The organism is Pseudomonas sp. MUP55, assembly GCF_034043515.1.
Classification (GTDB): Bacteria; Pseudomonadota; Gammaproteobacteria; order Pseudomonadales; family Pseudomonadaceae; genus Aquipseudomonas.
In genome coordinates, this window is record NZ_CP138214.1 from 2726540 (window position 1) to 2749023 (window position 22484).

Genomic DNA, 22484 nt, shown 5'->3' on the forward strand with positions numbered 1-22484 from the left:
CACCTGACCCAGTGACTGACAGACTGCTATCGGGGGCAAGCCCCCTCCCACATGGACCTGTGCTGTTTTGGCGATTTATATACGCGCCAGGGCTTGGGCCAAATCCGCGCGCAAGTCTTCTACATCCTCAACCCCCACCGACAACCGCACCAACCCATCCCCAATCCCCAACTGCGTGCGCGTCGCCGCTGGGATGCTCGCGTGGGTCATGATTGCCGGGTGTTCGATCAGGCTCTCCACGCCCCCCAGGCTCTCGGCCAGGGCGAACACCTTCACGTTTTCCAGAAAGCGCCTGGCGCCCGCCAGGTCGGCATTCAAATCCACTGAAATCATCCCGCCAAACCCGCGCATCTGGCGCGTGGCCAGCTCGTGCTGTGGGTGGGATTTCAAGCCGGGGTAATGCACCCGTGACACCTGCGGTTGCTGTTCCAGCCAGGTCGCCAGTTCCAGCGCGTTGCGGCAATGGCGCTCCATGCGCAGGGCCAGGGTTTTGACGCCGCGCAGGGTCAGGAACGCCTCGAAAGGCCCGGCGATGGCGCCCACCGAGTTTTGCAAAAAGCCCAGGCGTTCGGCCAGCTCGGGGTTGTCGCCAACGATGGCGATGCCGCCGATCACGTCCGAGTGGCCGTTCAGGTACTTGGTGGAGGAGTGCACCACGATGTCGAAACCCAGCTCCAGCGGGCGCTGGATCCAAGGGCTGGCGAACGTGTTGTCAGCCACGCAGAGGATGCCGCGGGCGCGGCAGAGGCGGGCGATGGCGTTGAGGTCGGTCAGGCTCAGCAACGGGTTGCTGGGGGTCTCGACCCAGACCATGCGCGTGTCGTCCTGCAGCGACGCTTCAAATGCCGACAGATCACTCAGGTCGACATAGCTGAACCGATGCCCGGCGCTGCGCTGACGCACTTTGTCAAACAGGCGAAAGGTGCCGCCATACAGGTCATTGCCGGAAACGACGTGTGCACCGGCATCCAGCAGCTCAAGCACTGTAGAAATCGCCGCCAGCCCCGAGGCAAACGCGAAGGCCTGGGTGCCGCCTTCCAGGTCGGCAACGCAGCGCTCCAAGGCAAAGCGCGTCGGGTTATGCGAGCGGCCGTAGTCGAACCCTTTGTGCACGCCAGGGCTGTCTTGCAGGTAGGTGGAGTTGGCGTAGATCGGCGGCATCAGCGCGCCCGTGGTCGGGTCGGGGGATTGACCGGCATGGATCACACGGGTGGCAAACGCGCTTTTATCGGGCTGGCTCATGCAAGGGATCTCCGTAGGTGGTTAAGCAGATCGACGCGGGTGATCAGGCCGTGGAAGCCCGAGGCGTCGGCAATGATGGCGACCAGGCCGCGATCCAGCTCCGCCTGCAGTTCGGCGAGGCTGGCGCTGGGGGCCAGGGTGTGAAGGGTGCGGGTCATGGCGCTGGCCACGCTCATGGAAAAATGCGTGGCGTCCTGGTGCAGGCCCAGCAGCAGGTCGGACTCATCGATAACCCCCGCCAGTTGCGTGCCGTCCACCAGCACCGGCAGCTGCGACACATCAGCCAGGCGCATGCGCTGGAAGGCGGTGAGCAGGGTGTCGTCGGGGCTGACGCTGATCACCCGGCCATCTTCGAAGCGGCGGGCGATCAGGTCGCGCAGGTCGCCGTAGTGCTTGTATTGCAACAGGCCGGCATCGTTCATCCATTGGTCGTTGTAGACCTTGGACAGGTAGCGCGTGCCGGTGTCGCACACAAAGGTGACCACGCGCTTGGGCTCGGTTTGCTCGCGGCAATAGCGCAGCGCGGCGGCGAGCAGGGTGCCGGTGGACGAGCCACCAAGAATGCCTTCGGCCTTGAGCAGTTGGCGGGCGTGGTCGAAGCTTTCTTCATCGCTGATGGAATAGGCGTGACGCACGCTGGACAGGTCGGCAATCGACGGAATGAAATCCTCGCCGATGCCCTCCACCGCCCAGGCGCCAGGGGTTGGCAACTGGCCGCTGCGGCTGTACTCGGCCATCACCGAACCCACCGGGTCGGCCAGCACCATCGCCAGTTCGGGCTGCACGCGCTTGAAGAAACGCGTCAGCCCGGTGAGGGTGCCGGCCGAGCCGACGCCCACCACAATCGCATCCACATCGTGCTGGGTTTGCGCCCAGATCTCCGGCGCGGTGCTGGTTTCATGGGCCAGCGGGTTGGCCGGGTTGTTGAACTGGTCGGCAAAGAACGAACCCGCAATGCCCTTGGCCAGGCGCGCGGCCACGTCCTGGTAATACTCGGGGTGGCCCTTGCCCACATCGGAGCGGGTGATATGCACCTCGGCGCCCATGGCCTTGAGGTGCAGGACTTTTTCCGTGGACATCTTGTCGGGCACCACCAGCACCACCCGGTAGCCTTTGGCGCGACCGACCAGCGCCAGGCCCAGGCCGGTATTGCCGGCGGTGGCCTCGATAATCGTGCCACCGGGGCGCAGCCGGCCATCGCGCTCAGCGGCATCGATCATGGCCAGGCCAATGCGATCCTTGATCGAACCTCCTGGGTTTTGCGATTCAAGCTTGAGAAATAGGGTGCAAGGGCCGGTATCGAAACGGCTGACCTTGACCAGCGGCGTGTTACCGATCAGTTCAAGTACGGCGGGGCGGGATAGGCTGGGCATGTCGTCACCTGGTTACGGGATGGGCGTAGGGTGGGGGGACAGCAGAACGCAAGGCATGGCTAGAAACATAGGCCGGTCCCGCGTGGGGTGCAACCGGGTGGTCCGATGCGTGACTTTTTTTGGCGCATGGGCGGTGAAGGGTTAGGCCGTGGCGAGCACAGGCCTCGTAGGCAACCGAGATCAAATGTGGGAGTTGTCGAGCCCCGGCGAGGCTACGAAGGCGGCGGCATTGCTGGCCTATGTACCACCTGACCCACCGCTATCGCGGCCTCGCTAAAGCTCGTGCGCTCCCACATTCCAACATTCACACACCCCATCAGCGCCCGGCGATGGCGGCTTCGATCGTGGCGATGTCAATTTTGCCCATGGTCATCATGGCCTCGAACGCGCGCTTGGCAACCGCCGCATCCTTGCTGGTCACCGCATCAACCAGCACCCTTGGCGAGATCTGCCATGACACACCCCATTTATCCTTGCACCAGCCACACGCGCTTTCCTGCCCGCCATTGCTCACGATGGCGTCCCACAACCGGTCGGTTTCCGCCTGGTCATCGGTGGCCACCTGAAACGAAAATGCTTCACTGTGCTTGAACGCCGCGCCACCGTTCAGGCCGATGCAGGGGATGCCCAGCACGGTGAACTCCACCGTCAATGCATCGCCTTGCTTGCCGGACGGATAGTCGCCGGGGGCGTAGTGCACGGCCTTTACTTCGCTATCGGAAAATGTTTTGGCATAGAAGGTCGCCGCCTCCAGCGCATCGCCGTTGTACCAGAGGCAAATCTTGTTCTTGTCGTTCATCGCAGTCTCCTCGGGTTGAAAGGTGCCTGAAGTTTAGACCACCGCTACGCCAGGGCGCTGTTGGCGCGGGCACCCGCACGCCGCGAGCGCCAGCCCAACGCCAGTACCATCAGCAAACCCAGGCCCGCCATCAGCGCGCCCGCCAGGGAAATCGCCGGGTAACCCAGCCCGGCATTAATCACCGCGCCCCCCAATGCCGCCCCAATCGCATTGCCAAAATTGAACGCACCGATGTTCATCGCCGAGGCCAGGTTAGGCGCATCTTTGGCCGCTTCCATCACGCGCATCTGCAACGGCGGCACCAACGCAAAACTGGCGGCGCCCCACAGCAGGATCGACAAGGCAGCGGGCAACGGCCATTGCATCAGCACCGAAAAGGCCAGCAGTACGGCAATCAACACCACCAGCGAAATCACCAGCGTGCGGTCCACCGAACGGTCCGCAGACTTGCCACCCCACACATTGCCCAGGGTCAGCCCGATACCGAACAGCACCAACATCCCGGTAACGAAATTGGTCGACGCGTGGGTGACATCGCGCAAGATCGGCGCGATATAAGTGAACACCGTGAACATCGCACTGGAACCCACCACCGTCAGCGCCAACGCGGCCAACACCGGCCCGCGACCCAGTACGCGAATCTCCGCCATCAGGCTGCCGCCTTTCGGCGCGGGTGCATTCGGCAGCGCCCACCACAGCGCCGCCATCACCACCGCGCCCAGCCCGCTGATGCCCCAGAACGCCGTGCGCCAACCAAAGTTCTCGCCAAACCAGGTAGCCAGGGGCACGCCACCAATGGTCGCCAGGGTCAGCCCCAGAAACATCGCCGCCACAGCCCCCGCACGTTTCTCCGGCGCCACCACACTCGCCGCCACAATCGAACCAATGCCAAAAAACGCGCCGTGGTTGAGTGAGGTCACCAGCCGGGCAATCATCAAGGTCTGGTAGTTGCTCGCCAGTGCCGAGAGCAAATTACCCAAGGTGAAAATCGCCATCAGCCCGATCAGCAAATAACGCCGGGGCACCCTGGCCGTCGCCAGCGTCATGATCGGCGCGCCAATCAGCACGCCCATGGCGTAGGCGCTCACCAGCAGCCCCGCGGCGGGAATGGATACGCCAAGATCGGCGGCAATACCGGGCAACATGCCCATGGGTGCAAACTCCGTGACCCCGATGCCAAAGGCACCGATGGACAAGGCTACAAGGGGTGGATTGATACGCATGGTTGACTCCTCATCTGTGTGCCAAATGCTACAATCCGGCCTTTTCAAGCAGTAGCCCTTGGTTGGGAACTACACCTTTGCGCAAGAGGCACAAATGGACATAGGCGGGCGGTCGGGAGAGATGGAAGTGTTCGTCAGGGTCGCCGAACACGGCAGCCTGTCGGGCGCCGCGCGCGCCCTGGGGCTGACGCCATCGTCCATCAGCCGCATCATCACCCGCACCGAACGGCGCATCGGCACCCGGCTACTGCTGCGCACCACCCGCGCCATCACCTTCACCGCCGAAGGCGAAGCCTACCTGCGCGGCGCCCGGCGCATCCTGGCCGATATGGCCGAAGTCGAAGACGCCATCACCGACCAGGGCGCCCCCCGCGGTCGCCTCCGAGTCAGCGCAGCCCTGGCCCACGGGCGCCTCACCGTCGTGCCGCTGATCGCCGCCTTCAGCGCCCGCCATCCCGCCATCCTGGTCGACCTGATGCTCGGCGACGAAGTGGTCGACATCCTCGGCGGCCAGGCCGACGTGGCCATCCGCTTCGGCCCCCTGGCCGACAGCCCCCTGACCGCGCGCCACATCGGCTCCACCGGCCAAGTCATCGTCGCCTCACCGGACTACCTCGCCCGGAATGGCACGCCGGTGACGCCGCAGGATTTACTTGAGCACAACTGTTTGCGCTTCAACTTCCGCAGGGCGGCACCGGATTGGCCGTTTCGGGTGGACGGGGAGGATTTTTCGTTGAAAGTGACGGGGACGATTGAGGGGAACAGCGGCGAGGCGTTGGCGCAGTTGGCGAAGCTGGGGGCGGGAATAGCGCGGGTGGGGGCGTTTAGTGTGGCGCAGGATCTGGAGCGGGGGGAGTTGGTGCCGTTGCTGGAGGCGTATAACCCGGGGGATGTGGAGCCGATTCATGCGGTGTTTGTGGGTGGGGCGGCGATGCCGGCGCGGGTTAGGGCGTTTGTGGATTTTTTGGTGGGGTGGGATTGGGGGGGAGGGGAGACAGTATTGGGTGGGTTGGAGAGGGGACTTGACCGGCGGGTTTCGGCCAGAAGCAGTCACTCGGGCGTGATCACAAAACCGGAGGGATCCATGAAACGGATTTTCTCTTCCCTTCAAACGTGAAGAGATGGCATTCTGACATAGCAAACAAATTCATAAGGCTGGTAAGCTGAGGTAAAATCAATCATGGAAGAAAATCTGAATTTATATAAATATATGGGGCCTGAAATAGCTGACAAGTTTCTACTACCAGATGGTAACTGTAGTCTAAAATTCTCTTACTTGAAAGACTATAATGATCCGTTCGAATTTTTTTTAACCATTGACTACAATCAAGGTCCGGAAATTCTAGCATATTACAACGAAATGATTTCAATGGTGACCCAACAGCCAGTTACCTGCTTTTCTAAGTCTCCGCTGATAACTCCGATGTGGGCGCATTACGCGTCAAACTCTCAGGGCTTTCTCGCGGAAATCAATGAGCCAGCACTTGATGAGTAGCTCAAGTCGAAAGATTCAGACCCAAGTTTCGGTGACATTGACTACCGAGAAACGCCTCGCGAAGGCATGCAGGGCATGCTAGATCGTGCATATGTACTATCTAAACCTAGACATGTTGGATGGCTACAACAAGCAATAGGAAGTACCGCTTACTACACCAAGCAAACATGCTGGAGTTATGAGCAAGAAAGACGATTAATTGCTGACGAGAAAAATATAACCAAAATAAACGAAAATCTTATGCTGCTATACTTTCCGTCAAGCTTCGTAAAATCTCTTGTGGTTGGGGCAAAAGCATCTCAAGACTTAAAAAATAGAATAAAAGACATATCACTATCTATAGGTTGCTATTATTATGAAAAACATATTGGCAAGAGCTCAACAACCCCGTTCTTCCTAGATGGAAAATTGCAAACCTACATTTTTAATGGAAAGGAAATAGTTCTGCACAAGGAACGGTGCGGCTCATGTAAGGAGCCAAAAACCAATATTGATTCAGAACTCTGCTCATGGTGCAGCATTGATGAGAGCCATGAGAAAAACGCAGCTCATCGAAATTCATTTCGAATGTTGGCGCACGCGGGAATACTCGAGCAGTATATAGCCAACTTCCGAGAGATCGGTAAAAAATAAATCTGGGCATTCTTCGTATAATTATTCTAAGGCTCTTTTGGATTGTTATTGACCGGGAACTGTCGGTCATAAATGGCAGCTTTTGTCCATCAGTGGCCTTTTGCTATAGGCTGCTTTGTGGGATGTTGATTCTATGGAATGATTTCCCTCTACGCTATACGCCGCAGGCCCAATCAAATACTCCACTGATCTAAACTCCGCGACGCCGGCATGTATTCTTAAATACTACGTAAAAATCAGTAACGATTAGAAAGAAGTGGCAATATTAGTAATACAAGACAAAGATCATACACATGGGTATTTACTAAAATTATGACTGCGATCTCTGAAACGTTAAATGACAGCGAACTAGCTAACCGAGCAATGGAAGAACTATCCAAATGTCTTACATATCCCAAAATTGGTGCCGCCGTTTCAAGAAGTGGAGTTTTGCTATCAACTGGATTTCGCGGGGAGGTAAGTGGCAAACATGCTGAGCGAGTTGCTATCGAAAAGTTGAACTCAGAACAACTTCGGGGCGCTACGATTCATACAACACTTGAGCCGTGCGCTGAGATATATGAAGGGCAACGAGAAAAATCCTGCTGCGAGTTGATTGCGGACTCAGGTATCTCCACAGTATGTATTGGTGCACTCGATCCGAGTGGAAGGATTTACTCCAAAGGAATGAATTTCCTTAGAGATAATCGTTTAACTGTCGAACTATTCTCGCCGTCAATTCGCCAAAAAATCGAGAGCAGCACTTTCAAGTACGATGACTTCTCAGGCGCGATCGGCAATGGAAAACGCCGAGTTCGCAGCGTGAAGAATGGGAAGAAGTTTACTGTTCAGTTTGCGGAAGGTGATGAGAGGAAGACCTCATTTCGATTGAGTCCGTTGTCTATGCCGCTCGACCACATTGACTTAGTGGCTGCAAACGACTCAGTGCGACTCGCGCCAGGAATTAATGATTTTAGCAAAATTCCCGACCCGATGCTTTATCAAGATCCTTCGCATTTCGCAAGATTGCCAGAGGGAGAAATAGCCATTATCGCCGAACCGCAATCGACCATGGTATTGCTTGTCAAGGTGCTGGAAATCACGCCTACCGATATTTATATTCAATGGGAAGTGAGGAATATCCGTCGAAGCTAAATACGCTGTGGCTACTCGTCATTGTCACTCCCAACAAGTGGTAGCTGACAGTAGCTTTTTTCAACGTGGAACGGCTGATTTCGGTCATCATGAACCATAGAACTTAGAATGATTGGAGGCGAATACGGCCTTTCGCGGCTGTCCGCTTCTGGCCGACAGCTGCCGGTCGGCAAGATTAGTCGCGAAAAGCAGTTTCGCAAGCACGCTTCGCAATGTGGATCAGACACGCTGAGTGCGCCCTGCAGCTATCTCCGCCGAAAGACGCCGATTATTAAAGCCATTTGCGGAAGCTGTCAGATTTTTGTCAAAGCTTGCTGAAGTTTGATCTGTCGAACTGTTTCTATTGGTTCTAGCGACAAGCCAATGGTCGCCCCAGCAGGAACCTTCAAGCTAGTATCCGTTGATTGACTTGCACTTGTCACCGCGCGCTGGGAAATAACCCCTATGGCCTCTCCAGCCTCATTAACTATTGGTCCCCCACTCGCGCCACTGTTAACACCGTTATCTAGATAAAACAAACTAAAATCAACGGAGATTTTTTGTTCTGAATTGCTTGCTTGAATTCGTACATGATTGCCGACTATTGCACTTTTCGTCATGGGCCCCATCATGTCAGCAATATATCCAGTTTGCATTGCGCTTAGAAAGTCCTGCATTCCAGGAAAATCTCTTTTCGCTATCCTATCGAAGTTAAAAGGTAGCGACAGATCGTCGGAGAATCCAGATAGAAAAACTCTATCTCCTAATCGAGGTGGTGAGAGCCTAGCTGGAAGATAGCTGAAAGGAATTGTTTGTTTCTCCTTCGGGGCAAGGACTGCAATATCAAGCTGTATAATTTCAGAAAATGCATCGACATTAATTCCCACCGAACAAAAAATTACAAAATACTCAATTACTGGGCGACCAGGAAACTTTACAAAAATTTTTGCATTTGGATCTGAATAATCTTCCAGCCTGATAGGCATGCGTCCAGTTACAACATGCGCCGCAGTGATTATTTCTCCATCTGGGGTATAGGAAAAACAAGTACCTTGGCTTATTTTTTCACCATTCAAAACTACAGTAACGTAGCCGCAGCTTCGCTTAATGCTCTCATATATTTTATTGACCATTTCGGCTCGTCCCTGTAGTTGATATCATTAGATGTTTCCAAGGTGTTCGAGAACACTATAGAGCATCCTGATCGGTAATGCAGAGGTAGCTTCGTATTCAGAGTTTCGCCTTTACGTCTACTTTTGGCCGTAAGCTGCCCATCTTGAACGACCGCTTGTGGCCGGTTAGCGACGGCCTGACTTCGACCGTCGCTATGCATGATCAAACCTCAGTCTGTTCCGCCATCTCCAGGGCGTCATCGACCTCAATCCCCAGATATCGAACAGTGCTCTCCAGCTTCGTATGGCCGAGCAGCAACTGAACCGCCCGTAAGTTCTTCGTTCTGCGATAGATTAGTGATGCCTTCGTACGTCTCATTGTGTGAGTGCCATACACGGCTGGATCAAGGCCTACGGCTTTCACCCAGCCTTTGACGATACGAGCGTATTGACGAGTGGATAGATGGTCTGAGGTATGTAGCCGACTAGGAAAAAGGCAGTCCTCGCTGCGTAGTTGTGCCTGATGTATCCATGCCACGAGAGCTGACCGTGTTTGCTCAGTGATCTCAAACTGCACTGGTCGCTGCGTTTTCTGCTGCATCACCATGGCTCGTGATGATACGTGTTCGCCATGGGCGACATCGCGCACGCGGAGCTTGGTTAAGTCGCAGGCTCGAAGCTTACTGTCGATGGCCAGATCGAAGAGAGCCAGATCCCGGGTTCTTTCCGCAATTTGAAGCCTTACTCGGATGGCCCAGATATTTCTCAGTCGGAGTGGGGCTTTTTGCCCGACTAGTTGTCCTTTGTTCCAGGGCTGACGGCCGCAGGTAGCGATGATGTTGAGAACAAGTCCTCCACTTGTGGAAAGACAAGGATGGCTAATCAGAGCGACGGTCGCTCACCGGCCAAGAGTAGTCTCCTAGAGGGGTCTAAGAAACCGGGGGGAAATTAAGTGTAGGAAATTTCTCACGCGCCCTTGAACTTTAATGAGCAACAGTAGCTCATAGGGGAGTTGCCTGTCAGAGGCAATTCTTGCAGATCACGTGCCGTTCTGGTGCATGCTGCACCCGCAGGAAGATTTCACAGGGATGCGAAATGAAAGTATGCTTCCGGCCAAGGGAGTACCTGGCCCGTTTCGGTACGTTGTACTTGCCTGTTAGAAAACTGCCACCGTCCCTTCATTCGGTGGCCGTATTGTTGTTCGGTTTGATCAGCAGTTTCGGCGTGCAGGCCGCTGACCCTCCCGCACCTGCCCAACAGTTGCTATTGCAGCAGGACCGCGAGCGAGCATTGCGCGAGCAACTTGAGCCGTCGCCGGATGTGCGCCTTGAGGCGCCGCCCTCATCCTCCGCCAGGGTTTTGCTCGAGAAGCGCGAATCCCCCTGTTTCCTGATTCTTCAGGTCGTCTTGAACGGCGAGTTGGCTGAAGATTTTCAATGGGCACTGCGCAGCGCCGATCCCAAAAATGACCCGGCCACCGGTCAATGTCTGGGTGCGCAAGGCATCAACCTGACGATGAAGCGAATCCAGAATGCAATCATCGAGCGCGGGTTTGTCACGACACGCGTGCTTGCACCGCCTCAGGATTTAAACAGCGGTGTGCTGCAACTGACCCTGATTCCGGGGCGTATTCATTCCATCCGCTTCGCCGAAGGCACCTCTACCCGAGCCAATGCCTGGAACGCGGTGCCTGCCAAAACAGGTGACCTGCTGAACCTGCGTGATCTTGAGCAAGCGTTGGAAAACTTCAAACGCGTGCCCACGGCTGAGGCGGATATCCAAATCGCCGCGACCCAGGGGATGGACGCAAAGCCGGGCGACAGTGACCTGGTTATCGCGTGGAAACAGGCACTTCCCGTGCGTTTGAGCGTGTCGGTAGATGATTCGGGAACCGACGCCACAGGTAAATACCTGGGTTCGGCTTCGGTGTCGTTGGACAACCTGCTGAGCCTGAACGATTTGTTCTACGCCAGCTTCAACCACGACTTGGGCGGGGGGGACGCGGGTAATCGTGGTTCCAAGGGCCATACCTTGCACTACTCTGTCCCCTACGGTTATTGGCTGTTTGGCGTCACGTCCAGCGAGTATGACTATCACCAGACGGTCGCTGGGGCCAACCAGACTTACAAGTACACCGGAGAAAGCAAAAACAACGACATCAGTGCGTCTCGCTTGCTGTATCGCGATGCCGTGCGCAAAACCACGCTGAGGCTCAGTGGCTGGACGCGCACTTCGCAAAACTATATCGACGATACCGAGATCGAAATTCAGCGCCGACGCATGGCAGGCTGGGCGCTGGGGCTGAGTCATCGGGAGTTCATCGGTACCGCCACGCTCGATCTGGGCACCAGCTATCGCCGGGGCACAGGTGCGCGCAACGCAATCGCTGCGCCTGAGGAGGCGTTTGACGAAGGGACCTCGCGTTCGCAGATCATCAACGCCGACGCGCAATTTTCCGTACCGTTTGGCCTTGCCACGCAGCGCTTGCGTTACACCGCGGCCTGGCGTGCGCAGTGGAACCGCACGGCGTTGGTGCCGCAGGATCGTTTCTCGATCGGCGGGCGCTACAGCGTGCGCGGGTTTGACGGTGAAAATATTTTGTCGGCAGACCGTGGTTGGCTGGTGCGTAACGACCTCGGCCTGGCGCTGGGCAACTCCGGGCAGGAAACCTACCTGGGTGTTGACTACGGCAAGGTGGGCGGCCCTTCAAGCCAATACCTCATTGGTGATCATCTGGCCGGGTACGTGGTGGGGTTGCGCGGTGGCTACCGGCAAGTGTCTTACGACGTGTTTGTCGGTCAACCGATCAGCAAACCCAAGGGCTTCGAGACTGCCAGTACCACGGCAGGTTTCAGCCTGACGTGGTCGATGTGAGGGTTTGCCATGCAACTCGATAACCTTGAGCTGATCGCGCCGGCGTTCAGCGAAGAGCCATGGAACGAGGCCCAGGCGCTGGGTGCCGCCGTATGGCTGTGGATGCACTCGGCGAGCCATCGCGATGTGCCGCTGCACACCCTGAACGCGCTGCTGTTGCCAGCTATTGCCAACCGCCAGTTCATCATCGGCTACGAATCGGGGCGCCCGGTGTTTTACGCCGCCTGGTGTTGGTTCAGCGTCGAGGCCGAGCAGCGGTATGTGCAAAATCCTGCCATCAGCCTGCCTGCGCACGACTGGAACAGCGGCGAGCGACTGTGGTTCCTGGACTGGGTGACGCCTTTTGGTCACAGCGCCCGCCTTGCACGCTTAGTGCAGCGCCATTTGTTTGCCGACAGCCGGTTCAGCGCTCTGTATCACCGGGGCAACGAGCGCGGGTTACGGATCAAGCGGTTTCAAGGTGCTGCTCTGGCGCGCTTGAAGTGGCCGACCGCGGCCGTTGCCCGCCAATCGTAGTACTTGTCGCATTTTAGAGCTTTCAAGACACAGGGATCGTCATGAACAAACACCTCTACAGGATCGTTTTCAACAAAGCCCGTGGCCTGCTGATGGTAGTGGCCGAAAACGTGCTGGGCAGCAAAAAAGCCTCAGGCACCGGGATCGGTGTCGCCCCTGTCGTCTTGAACACTGTGCTGACACTGCGTCCCCTGCGGTTCTCATTGATGGCGGCGTTGGGCTTGATCACATTGGCCTCGCCGCTGGCCTGGGGCGATATTGTGGCTGACCGTGGCGCTGCGCCCGGCCAGCAACCGGTGATTATCAACGCCGCAAACGGTGTGCCCCAAGTCAACATTCAGGCCCCGAGTGCGGCAGGGGTGTCACGTAACACCTACAGCCAGTTCGACGTTAATGCCCAAGGCGCGATCCTCAACAATGCGCGCACCAATACCCAAACTCAGCTGGGTGGCTGGATCGAGGGTAATGCGCATTTGGCCGGCGGTACGGCGCGGGTGATCCTTAATGAGGTCAACAGCAGCAACCCCAGCCAATTGCGTGGTTACATCGAAGTCGCCGGTGACCGAGCCCAGGTGGTGATCGCCAACCCGTCGGGCATCGCCTGTGACGGCTGTGGTTTTATCAACGCCAACCGTGCCACCTTGACCAGCGGCAGTGCGCAGATGCAGGACGGCCAATTGCAAGGCTACCGCGTTGAAAGCGGCAAGGTGGTAATCTCCGGCAAGGGCCTGGACGCATCGCAGACCGACTTTACCGATGTCATCGCACGCTCGGTCGAGGTCAATGCCGGTATCTGGGCCAAGGACCTGCGGGTGACCAGTGGCGCCAACCAGGTCAATGCCGACAATACCCAGGCTACGGTCATCAACGGTTCCGGCGATAAGCCCCAGGTCGCCATTGACGTGGCGCAGCTGGGTGGCATGTATGCCGGCAAAATCAAGTTGGTGGGTACCGAAGCCGGCCTGGGCGTGCGCAATGCCGGGCAAATAGGTTCTAGTGCCGGCGATGTGGTCATCAGCGCCGACGGGCGCCTGGGCAACAGCGGGCAAATCAGCAGCAGTCAGAACCTGCAGGTGGACAGCCAGCTGGGCATCGATAACAGCGGTTCGCTGTACAGCAAGGGCACCGCGACGCTGTCCAGTCGTGGCGATATCAACAACCAAGGGGTGGTGGCTGCGCAGCAGGACTTGACCCTGACCGCCCAAACCATCGACAACGCCAGCAAGTCGATATTGGGTGCAGGTGTGGCAGCTGACGGCGCGGTTAGTGGCAATGGCGCACTGCGCGTCAGCGCCAGCCAGACGCTCAAGCACCAAGGCTCGGCGATTGCTGCCGGGGATCTGCAGTTGAGCGCCGAGAACCTTGACCTCAATGCGAGTAAGACCGCTGCGCACAATGTCATGCTCACTGCCCGCACGGGCGGCGCTGACTTAAGCGGTGCAGCGTTGGACGCGACAGGGACGTTGAGCACAGCGGTGCGACAAACCCTGACCACTGACAGTGCCAAAATCAACACCGAAGGTGTGCAATTGGCCGCCGGCAGCCTGTCCAACCGCCAAGGTGAAATCGTCCAGGTCGGCAAGGGCGCCACGGTGATTGCTGTGTCCGACAGCCTGGATAACACCGAAGGACGCATCGCCAGCAATGCGACCGACGTACGCCTTTCGGCGGCGCGCCTGTCCAATGCCAAGGGCAGGATCGAGCATGCCGGCACGGGCAGCCTGACCCTTCAGGGCCAGGCGCTGAAAGGTGCCCAAGGCAGCCTGCAGAGCAATGGTCTACTGCAAGTCACCGTTGCCGACGCGGTACTGGACGGCGCCACCACCGTAGCCCGGCAGATTCAAATCGACGCCAACCAACTGTCCAATCGGCAGGGGAACATCCTGCAGACCGGCGCGGGCACGTTGCGCATCAACACCCTGGGCCTGCTGGACAACACAGGCGCCACAGTGGCCAGTGACAGTGATATCAGCCTGACGGCTGATCGCTTGCTCAATCAAGGCGGCGCGGTTCAGGCGGCGGTGGCCGGCAACCTCAACGTCACCGCGCATACGCTGTTGGACAATAGTGCAGGCACGCTGGCCGCAGCCAAGGGCGCACAGTTGAGTACCGGGCAGTTGCTTAACGCGCAAGGCAAGATCACTGCGGGCGACAGCCTCACGCTGTCCGGCGGACAGGTGAACAATGACCACGGCACGCTGGCGGCCATCGGCGCACTCAGTGTCAGCGCCGACGCATTGCGTAACCGGCAGGGCACCGTGGGTTCGGTCGGCGGGCCGCTGGTGCTGACGGTGAGCCAGGGCGCGTTCGATAACATCGGCGGTGTGGTGCAGGCCCGGCAAGGCGTGACAATTACCAGCCTGGGCCTGAATAACGACGATGGGTTGATCAGTGGCGCGGCCTTGTTGCTCGACAGTGCCGGGCAAGGCCTGTCAAACCAGCGCGGCGCCATTATCGGCAGCGGCACCGTGGACCTGCGCAGTGGTGAGCTCAAGAACCAGGCCGGGCTTATCCAGGGTAGCGGTGCGATCACGCTCGACACCCATGGGCAAACGTTGACCAATACTGACTCGGGCAGCGCCAATGGCATCCTCGGGCAGGCCGGTATCACGCTGCGCTCCGGCAACCTGAACAACAACGCCGGCTTTATCGGCAGTAAAGGCGACGTGGCGATCCATGCCGCGCAGGTCGATAACCTCGACGCCGGTGTACTCAGCAGTGAAAAGAGCCTGCTGCTAACCGCTGGCGGCCTGAGCAATCGCGGCGGCCAGCTGCAGAGCCTGGGGAACGCGCGGCTGGATATCGGCAGCGGTCACCTCGATAACGTCGGCGGCCTGCTGCGTGCCGGGGGCACCTTGACGGTCGATGCAGGACAGTTGGATAACCAGCAGACCCAAGGGAGCAACCAGGGCGTAGAGGGGCAGTCGTTAGCCCTGAACCTGGCGCAGTTGCTTAACCGCTCGGGTGCCATTCGTGCCGACCAGTTGCTGAGCGTCAACAGTACCGGGCAGTTGGACAACAGTGCGGGCCTGATCTCGTCGAGCAAGCAAGTGTCGATCAACGCAGACCAAGCGCTGCTCAACAGTGCCGGTACATTGATCGCCGGAGAACGGCTCGGCCTGACCAGCGCCAGCCTCAGTGGCGATGGCCGCGTGTTTAGCCTGGGCGACATCAGCCTCAACCTGGCTTCGGGGTTGGTCAATACCGGCAAACTGCAAGCCAACGGTAATCTAGAGGTGACCCTGCAAGGCACGCTCGACAACCAGGGTGGGGTTCAGGCCGGCAAGCAATTGCGGGTATCGAGCGGTGGGGTTGAAAACCGCGCCAACGGTGAGATCAGTGCCGCGCAATTGACCCTCGATGTGGGGGATACCCTGAATAACCGTGGCTTGATCGATGCCCAGATCACCCGAATCAATACCCAGGTGCTCAACAACCTGGGCAGCGGCCGTATTTATGGTGATCACGTATCCATTGCGGCGGGGCAACTGACCAATGATGTGGAAGATGCCCGAGCGGCCGTGATCGCCGCGCGCGAACGCCTGGACGTTGGCGTCGGGACGCTGGTCAACCGTGAGCACGCCATGCTTTTCAGTGCCGGTGACTTGTTGATCGGCGGCGCGCTGGATGCCCAGGGCCAGGCCACCGGCCAGGCCGGGCTGGTGCATAACGCCAGCGCAAGTATCGAAGCACTCGGCGGGCTGAGCCTTAACAGTGCCGAGTTGCGAAATACCAACGAACACTTCAGCACCCAAGTGGTTGAGGTCAGCCGCGAAGGCGTCCAGGAGTTCCAGCACACCGGCTCTGCCAATCGCTATCGCCCGGATCAGATCTCACTCTACAACGACGAAGTCAGCCACTTGGTCAGCCCCGAGGGCGTGGCCGATAACTACAACCGCTACGACTACACTCGTACCACTACCCAGACCCAGATCCTCACCTCGGACCCGGGTGAAATCCTTTCCGGCGGCTCAATGCTGCTGACCGCCAATTCGGTGTTGAACGACAAGAGCCGGATCATCGCCGGCGGCACGTTGGTGGGCACTATCGGACAGCTCAACAACACCGAAGTCACCGGGCAGCAGACGGTGACGGACAGTGGCACGTTCAGCCATTTGTATCGCATCCATCGCAAGGGCCGTGACCGTCAGGGCCGTTCGACAGCCGCCTACAACCCGGCCGCCAGCGTCACGGATATTTTCCTGCGGCCAACCCAGTACCTGCAAAACACCGCCCCTACGGGCAGCGGCTTGCAACTTGGCACGCGCCTGACCAGTAGCGTCGATCAGGCTGTCGGCGGTGCCAGTGCGGCTAAGGTCAATGTGGGCAATGGCCGAGCGCCTGGCCCGGTGCTGGAAGTGGCGGCGCTGCAAGCGACGGCGGCGGGAGGCGTGGGTGAGTCAATCCGTACCGGCGGGCTTAATGTGCAGGTGCCGGACAACAGCCTGTTCCACCTCAATCCCCAGGCCAACTCGAACTATCTGGTGGAGAGCGACCCGCGTTTCACCAGTTATCGCTCCTGGCTGTCTTCCAACTACATGCTGGACCGGCTGCAACTGGATCCGGGCCTGACCCTTACGCGGCTGGGCGATGGTTTCTATGAGCAAAAACTGATCCGCGAACAGATCGCCCAACTCACCGGCAGGCGCTTCCTCGACGGCTACGCCAATGATGAGACCCAGTACCGCACGTTGCTCGACAGTGCGCTGACCTACGCCGGCAAGTGGAACCTGGTGCCGGGTGTGGCGCTCAGCCCTGAGCAAATGGCCCAGTTGACCAGCGACATCGTCTGGTTGGTCAAGAAGGACGTGACCCTTGCCGACGGCAGCGTGACCCAGGCGTTGGTGCCGCAAGTGTATGTGCGGGTGCGCGACGGCGACCTGGATGGCTCCGGTGCACTGATGGCGGGCAACGTGGTCGACCTCAAGCTACAAGGCGACCTGGTTAACCGCGGCACGATCGCCGGGCGCAGCGTGCTGGCGATTTCCGCCGACAACCTGCAGAACCTGGGCGGGCGCCTGACCGGTGGCGTGGTGGAGGTAAAAGCCCGCACCGACTTGAACAACCTCGGCGGGTTGATCGATGCCTCCACGCGCTTGAACACGGTTGCCGGTCGCGATATCAACATGGTGTCCACCACGCGCAACACCGAAAGTGCCCAGGGCGCCGCCACGGGTATTTCGCGGGTTGCCGGGTTGTTTGTCTCCGATGCCAAGGGCGAACTGGTGGTGAACGCGGCGCGCGATATCAACCTGAGTGCGGCGCAGATCGTCAGTTCCGGCAAGGACGGCAAGACCACGGTGGTTGCTGGCCACGATATCAACCTGGGCACGGTGACCCAGAGCCGTGAACAAAGCGTGCAATGGAACGCCAGCAACTGGCGCAAGGACGCGAGCCGCACCGATGTCGGCAGTGTTATCCAGGGTGAGGGCGAGGTACGCCTGATCGCGGACAATGACCTCAATGCCCGAGGCGCCAAGGTTGTCAGCGAGCAGGGCGGGGTCACCGTTTCGACAGGCCGCGACGTCAATTTAAGCACCAGCCAGAGCTATAACTTTGTCGACGAGGCCCATAAGGTCACCGGCAGTAACAGCTTGTTCTCCAGCAAGACCACCACAACCCGCGACACCGTGAGTGAAACCCGCGCACAGGCCACCACCCTCAGTGGCGAGACCGCGTGGGTCAAGGCCGACAATGACTTGAATGTGCGCGGCAGTAACGTGGTCTCCACCAGTGGCACCACCCTGGTGGCCGGGCACGATGTGAATGTGGTGGCCGCCACCGACCAGCTCAGCGAACAGCACTTCAAGGAGGTCAAGCAAAGCGGGCTGTTCAGCGGTGGCGCCATCGCGGTGACCATCGGCAGCCAGCAGCGCAGCGACAAAAACCGTACCGACAGTGAAACGGCGGCGGCCAGCACCATCGGCGCCACCGATGGCAACGTGAGTATCCTGGCCGGCAATGCCTACCGCCAGGTCGGCAGCCAAGTGACGGCGCCCAAGGGCGATGTGAACATTACCGCGCGGTTGGTCGATATCCTTGAGGCCCGTGACCAGCAACACATCACCCAGGAGACCAAGTTCAAGCAAGGCGGCCTCACGATTACCGTAACCAACCCGGTAATCGAAGCCGTGCAGACCGCCCAGCGCATGAAAACCGCGTCCGACCGCACCGATGATGGCCGGCTCAAAACCCTGGCGCTGGTCAATACCCTGATGGGGGCGGGCAACGGCTATATCCAGTATGACAAGGACCCGTCAATGGCCGGCGGCATCAATATCAGCATTTCGGCCGGCACCACCAAGAAGGAGAGTAAAACCGAGCAGACCTCCAATTCGGCCGCCAGCTCGTCGGTGTTGGCCGGTGGTGATGTCAACATTACCGCGGCCGGCGCCGGCAAGAACAGCAACCTGACCGTACAAGGCAGCCAGATCACCGCCGGCCATGACGTTAACCTCAAGGCCGACGGCGCTATTGCCTTGCTGGCCGCGCAAAACACGGTGCAACAGCGCACGACCGAAAAGGGCAGCAACGCCAGCCTTGGGATTGGCATTGCCATCGGCGGCCAAACCAACGGCATCAGCTTTAACGCCGGAGCGTCCCAGAACCGTGGCAAGGCCGATGGCGATGATGTGGTCTGGAGCAATACCCATGTGGACGCCGGTAATAAGGTCTCGCTCGATTCCGGTGGCGATACCCGACTCAAGGGCGCAGTGGTGACCGGCAAGCAAGTCACGGCCGATGTGGGCGGTGATTTCAGTGTCGAAAGCCTGCAGGACACCAGTACCTACAAGGCCAAACAGACTAGCCTGGGCGTGGGCGTGAGTATTTGCGTGCCGCCATTCTGCATCGGCTCATCGAGCTTCACGTTGAGTCAGAACAAAGGCATTCAGAAATCCAACTTTGAAAGTGTCACTGAGCAGAGCGGCATTCGGGCCGGCGACGGTGGTTTTGATATCCGGGTCAAGGGCAATACCCACTTGGTGGGCGGCGTGATCGCCAGCAACGACAAGGCGATTGCCGATGGCAAGAACAGCTTGAGTACCGGCTCATTGACCACCGCTGACCTGCACAACAGCGCCAAAGCCAGCGCCGACAGCAGCGGGCTCACCCTCAGCAGCGACTTTGTCGGCCAGGGCATGTACGGCGCCAGCAAGGCCTTGTTCAGCAACTACCTGGATGCAGGGAAGGCTTCGGACTCTTCCGAGGGCAACACGCTGAGCGCGGTGAGTGCCGGCAATATCCTCATTACCGATGCCTACCGCCAGCAGCAATTGACCGGCCGTGATGCCAGTCAAACCGTGGCCAGCCTTAACCGTGACACCGCCCATTCCCATGTTGGCGCCGAGCGTCAGGACCTGGACAAACTGCAGCGTACCGCCGAGGCGGAGCAGTCGATCAAGAATGAGGCCTATCGCCAAGGGGTGCAGTTTACCGATGAGGCGTATCGCACCATGTTCAAAACGCCGCCACAGATGTTGGCGCTGGAGCTGGATGAACAGGGCAATGTGAAGGAAGGCGCGGACCACAAGCCGTTGTTCCGTGTAGTGGGTGATGCAGAAAGGCAACACCTGCAGGCGGATGAAAACAACGTGGTCAACGTAGCCCTCAATGGCATTTTCAACGACGACAAAGCCGCGGCTAAATACGCGGCTCAGCATCGCGACCCTGGCGCGACCGGGCCACAGTATTTCATGTGGTTTCCCAAGGCGGGCAATACCCTGTCGGAGCTGTTGATTGCCGGGTATCAGAAGGCGATGGATAACGACTTTTTCGGCTTGACCAACTACACCGCGGCCTCGCGCCAGCTGCAGCTCGACTATGGCGCCACTGGCTTGCACCTGACTGAACACAGTCGCGGCACTATGACCGGTGGCAACTCCCGACAATCCATTTACAACATGCCTGATGCTGCCGGGTTACTCAGCAAGACTACGGTGTATAACTTCGGTGGAGCGTTCAATGTTTACACCGCCGATGAACAGTTGGCCTTTTTGCAAAACCGTTCGGCCGTCACCGACTCAGTCGAACAGGCGAAGATGGTTCTTAAATACGAAGTTCATAACAACGATCCGGTGGGCAGGTGGTTCTTCATGGGCAATAACCCGGGTACTGGCGGCGTAATACCTGAGGGCAGCAGCTTGCTCAAGGAGTTGGGCAATGTCTTCACCGGTGATACGACCATGCACAGCTGTTATGGCAGTGGTGCGCAAGCCTGCGCAAGATATTGGCCGGAAGGCAAGCCGGTGCTGGTGCCTGTCAGCCCGAGAAAATAAGGAGATTAATCATGTGGCTTAAACCTATGGCATTGGCGCTGCTGCTTGCTCCCCTCGTCACCGCCTGTTTCAGCGAGCCCTTTCAGCCCCCGGCGGCTGATGCGGACTTATGGGAGAAACCCGGCGCGAGCAGCAAGGATATCTTGGCCTCCATGTTGGCTTGCGGTGAGAAGAATGGCTCCGGCATCGATCCCAATGCCAGCTTCCAAGAGCGGGCGCAGCGCTTTGTGTGTATGAAGCGCTCGGGCTACACCCGGCGTGATGGTTTTGACGTCTGTGCGTTGCGCACCCAAGAACCGTTGAAGGCCTGTGAGTCGGCGCAATGAAACCACAAAAAAACCGCCCTCTTTTCGAGGGTTCGTCACTCAACACGATAGGACATCACCTGTGAAATATGCAATCTGCGCCACCTTGCTGCTGTTACTGAGCGGCTGTCTGACCATGTCGGGTGAGTACACCGTGACGGCTCAGGACGCCTCCGGCGCCCCGTTAACCAAGCTCGGCACGTTCACCGCCGAGGGCCATAACATTTACCCCATACGCAATGCGTTCTGCCTCAATGCGCCGGGGGCGACGGTCATCATTCGCGATGCCCGGACCGGCGAGGAACTGAGCAGCGAAAGTCCTTATCACTGCCGTTAAGCCTCAAAAAAGGACTTCCATGAGAGCGTTTCTGATAGCCGGCCTGGCCGTGGCCGTGAGTGGCTGCGGCAATATTTCTAATATCCGTGCTTACAACACGCCCTATGTTGAACCCACAGCAGGGGATACCGCACGCTTGCGCGTGATCACCAATGGCGTGGCGCGCGGTGTGCCGGGCCGTGACTGCATCGACTGGCGTGTGCCTGGCGCCGGGGTGATGGCCGTGTCCGAATCCGGCTTTGCGGGTCAGAATAATGGCCGCAGCCTGGGCATGCCCGAGAGCAACCGCCGGGTGGAGGCGCAAGGCTCGGCGCGTAGCGAACTGAAGGTGCCGGCGAACAAGCCTTTTACCATGAACTTCCAGAGTGAGGGCTATGTTTCTGGCGGCAATTCCTATAGCTGCAGGCAGAGCTTTCACTTCACCCCCAAGGCCGGGCAAGATTACGAACTGATCCTGCTGGACGGTGGCCAGTGCCTGGTCGCGTTGCAGCGCTTAAACCCAGCTGGAAAACCTGAAAACGAGCCTGTTGAGAAGGCAGGGCTGTGTAGAGCACTGGATGCCTTTTAGCTTAGTGTATTCAGATTCCAGCGTTAGGTGGCTATCCGGACATTGCGGATAGTTCAAACCTAAACGTGAGCCGAATCAAGGCGCATCGGGGGCGTGGCCTTTAGCCGACTTGACATACCAGGCGTATCCAAGAGGCAGAGAAGTGAACCAGCTTGCACTTGCGGAGGAGGCAAGCTGGGCGAAACCAGAACCGAGTTGGTCGTCCGCTTTTGGCCGATTGGAGCCAATGGGAAAACACCAATCGTTTCACCACGCGCTAGCCTCCCTTGCGCCAGCGCGTGGAGATTTTTTCATTAACCCGACGTAGCAACCGAACCCGCTTCCACCTCCGAAACCTGCTCCCGCACTCGCCGCCCAATAACATCCATCAAATCACACCCATCCCGCAGCGGTATTGCCAGCAACTGCGCAAAATCCGAAAGCACAACGCAATCAGCGTCCACCTCACCCCGAAAAGCGATGTTTTCCAACACCTGAGTCACAGTGCGAATGCGATAGTCAGCCATCGCTTGCAGCACGTCGAGCGGTGCTTCTGAATCAATGAGAAGGGACGCAGGAACCAGATCGATTCCGGTAAGGGGGATATATCTTTCCATGTTTAAAGCTCCGATAAATACA

General features: G+C 58.4%; 17 protein-coding genes. 10 read left to right on the top strand and 7 right to left on the bottom strand.

What is annotated here, in order from left to right; translation table 11 throughout:
• Nucleotides 1-75: 75 nt before the first annotated feature.
• The 4 genes from SC318_RS12225 to SC318_RS12240 all read right to left on the bottom strand — a co-directional run bounded on the left by SC318_RS12225 (nucleotide 76) and on the right by SC318_RS12240 (nucleotide 4637).
• Nucleotides 76-1242, bottom strand: coding sequence for a cystathionine gamma-synthase (locus tag SC318_RS12225; RefSeq protein WP_320431001.1), 1167 nt, complete (start codon nucleotides 1240-1242; stop codon nucleotides 76-78).
• The gene (locus SC318_RS12230; protein WP_320431002.1) at nucleotides 1239-2615 is read right to left on the bottom strand and encodes a pyridoxal-phosphate dependent enzyme; all 1377 of its coding nucleotides are present in this window, start codon (nucleotides 2613-2615) and stop codon (nucleotides 1239-1241) included. The genes SC318_RS12225 and SC318_RS12230 overlap by 4 nt, the downstream gene beginning before the upstream one ends.
• Nucleotides 2616-2931: 316 nt before the next feature.
• Nucleotides 2932-3414 carry a VOC family protein gene (locus tag SC318_RS12235; RefSeq protein ID WP_320431003.1) on the bottom strand — a complete coding sequence of 161 codons (483 nt, stop codon included), beginning with the start codon at nucleotides 3412-3414 and terminating at the stop codon, nucleotides 2932-2934.
• 44 nt (nucleotides 3415-3458) lie between these two features.
• On the bottom strand, nucleotides 3459-4637 hold the full coding sequence (locus SC318_RS12240) for an MFS transporter (protein ID WP_320431004.1): 1179 nt from the start codon (nucleotides 4635-4637) through the stop codon (nucleotides 3459-3461).
• A 94-nt stretch (nucleotides 4638-4731) separates the two neighbouring features.
• On the opposite strand from SC318_RS12240, the gene SC318_RS12245 reads away from it, so the two are divergent.
• From SC318_RS12245 to SC318_RS12260, 4 genes are all read left to right on the top strand, one after another.
• Nucleotides 4732-5754, top strand: coding sequence for a LysR family transcriptional regulator (locus SC318_RS12245; RefSeq protein WP_320431224.1), 1023 nt, complete (start codon nucleotides 4732-4734; stop codon nucleotides 5752-5754).
• A gap of 63 nt (nucleotides 5755-5817) precedes the next feature.
• Nucleotides 5818-6132, top strand: coding sequence for a hypothetical protein (locus tag SC318_RS12250; RefSeq protein ID WP_320431005.1), 315 nt, complete (start codon nucleotides 5818-5820; stop codon nucleotides 6130-6132).
• Nucleotides 6133-6207: 75 nt separating this feature from the next.
• Nucleotides 6208-6765, top strand: a complete 558-nt coding sequence (locus tag SC318_RS12255; protein WP_320431006.1) for a hypothetical protein — start codon at nucleotides 6208-6210, stop codon at nucleotides 6763-6765.
• A gap of 312 nt (nucleotides 6766-7077) precedes the next feature.
• Complete coding sequence (locus SC318_RS12260) at nucleotides 7078-7899, top strand: cytidine/deoxycytidylate deaminase family protein (protein ID WP_320431007.1); 822 nt, start codon at nucleotides 7078-7080, stop codon at nucleotides 7897-7899.
• A 293-nt stretch (nucleotides 7900-8192) separates the two neighbouring features.
• Here the strand turns inward: SC318_RS12260 and SC318_RS12265 are convergent, their stop codons facing one another.
• Nucleotides 8193-9011 carry a S1 family peptidase gene (locus tag SC318_RS12265; RefSeq protein WP_320431008.1) on the bottom strand — a complete coding sequence of 273 codons (819 nt, stop codon included), beginning with the start codon at nucleotides 9009-9011 and terminating at the stop codon, nucleotides 8193-8195.
• 202 nt (nucleotides 9012-9213) lie between these two features.
• Nucleotides 9214-9828 (bottom strand): tyrosine-type recombinase/integrase, encoded by a 615-nt coding sequence (locus tag SC318_RS12270; protein ID WP_320431225.1) that lies wholly within the window; start codon nucleotides 9826-9828, stop codon nucleotides 9214-9216.
• A 257-nt stretch (nucleotides 9829-10085) separates the two neighbouring features.
• Between SC318_RS12270 and SC318_RS12275 the strand changes: the two genes are divergently transcribed.
• From SC318_RS12275 to SC318_RS12300, 6 genes are all read left to right on the top strand, one after another.
• Complete coding sequence (locus SC318_RS12275; RefSeq protein ID WP_320431009.1) at nucleotides 10086-11864, top strand: ShlB/FhaC/HecB family hemolysin secretion/activation protein; 1779 nt, start codon at nucleotides 10086-10088, stop codon at nucleotides 11862-11864.
• A gap of 9 nt (nucleotides 11865-11873) precedes the next feature.
• The gene (locus SC318_RS12280) at nucleotides 11874-12380 is read left to right on the top strand and encodes a toxin-activating lysine-acyltransferase (RefSeq protein ID WP_320431010.1); all 507 of its coding nucleotides are present in this window, start codon (nucleotides 11874-11876) and stop codon (nucleotides 12378-12380) included.
• A 41-nt stretch (nucleotides 12381-12421) separates the two neighbouring features.
• Entirely contained in the window at nucleotides 12422-20656 is an 8235-nt protein-coding gene (locus tag SC318_RS12285) for a two-partner secretion domain-containing protein (protein ID WP_320431011.1), read from the top strand.
• Nucleotides 20657-20667: 11 nt separating this feature from the next.
• A complete protein-coding gene (locus SC318_RS12290) occupies nucleotides 20668-20982 on the top strand; it encodes a hypothetical protein (protein WP_320431012.1) in 315 nt (104 codons plus the stop codon).
• Nucleotides 20983-21043: 61 nt separating this feature from the next.
• On the top strand, nucleotides 21044-21298 hold the full coding sequence (locus SC318_RS12295) for a hypothetical protein (protein ID WP_015371087.1): 255 nt from the start codon (nucleotides 21044-21046) through the stop codon (nucleotides 21296-21298).
• Between the two features lie 19 nt (nucleotides 21299-21317).
• Nucleotides 21318-21866 (top strand): hypothetical protein, encoded by a 549-nt coding sequence (locus SC318_RS12300; protein WP_320431013.1) that lies wholly within the window; start codon nucleotides 21318-21320, stop codon nucleotides 21864-21866.
• Between the two features lie 293 nt (nucleotides 21867-22159).
• Here SC318_RS12300 and SC318_RS12305 read toward each other — a convergent pair whose 3' ends face one another.
• Nucleotides 22160-22462, bottom strand: a complete 303-nt coding sequence (locus SC318_RS12305; RefSeq protein WP_320431014.1) for a hypothetical protein — start codon at nucleotides 22460-22462, stop codon at nucleotides 22160-22162.
• Nucleotides 22463-22484 lie beyond the last annotated feature (22 nt).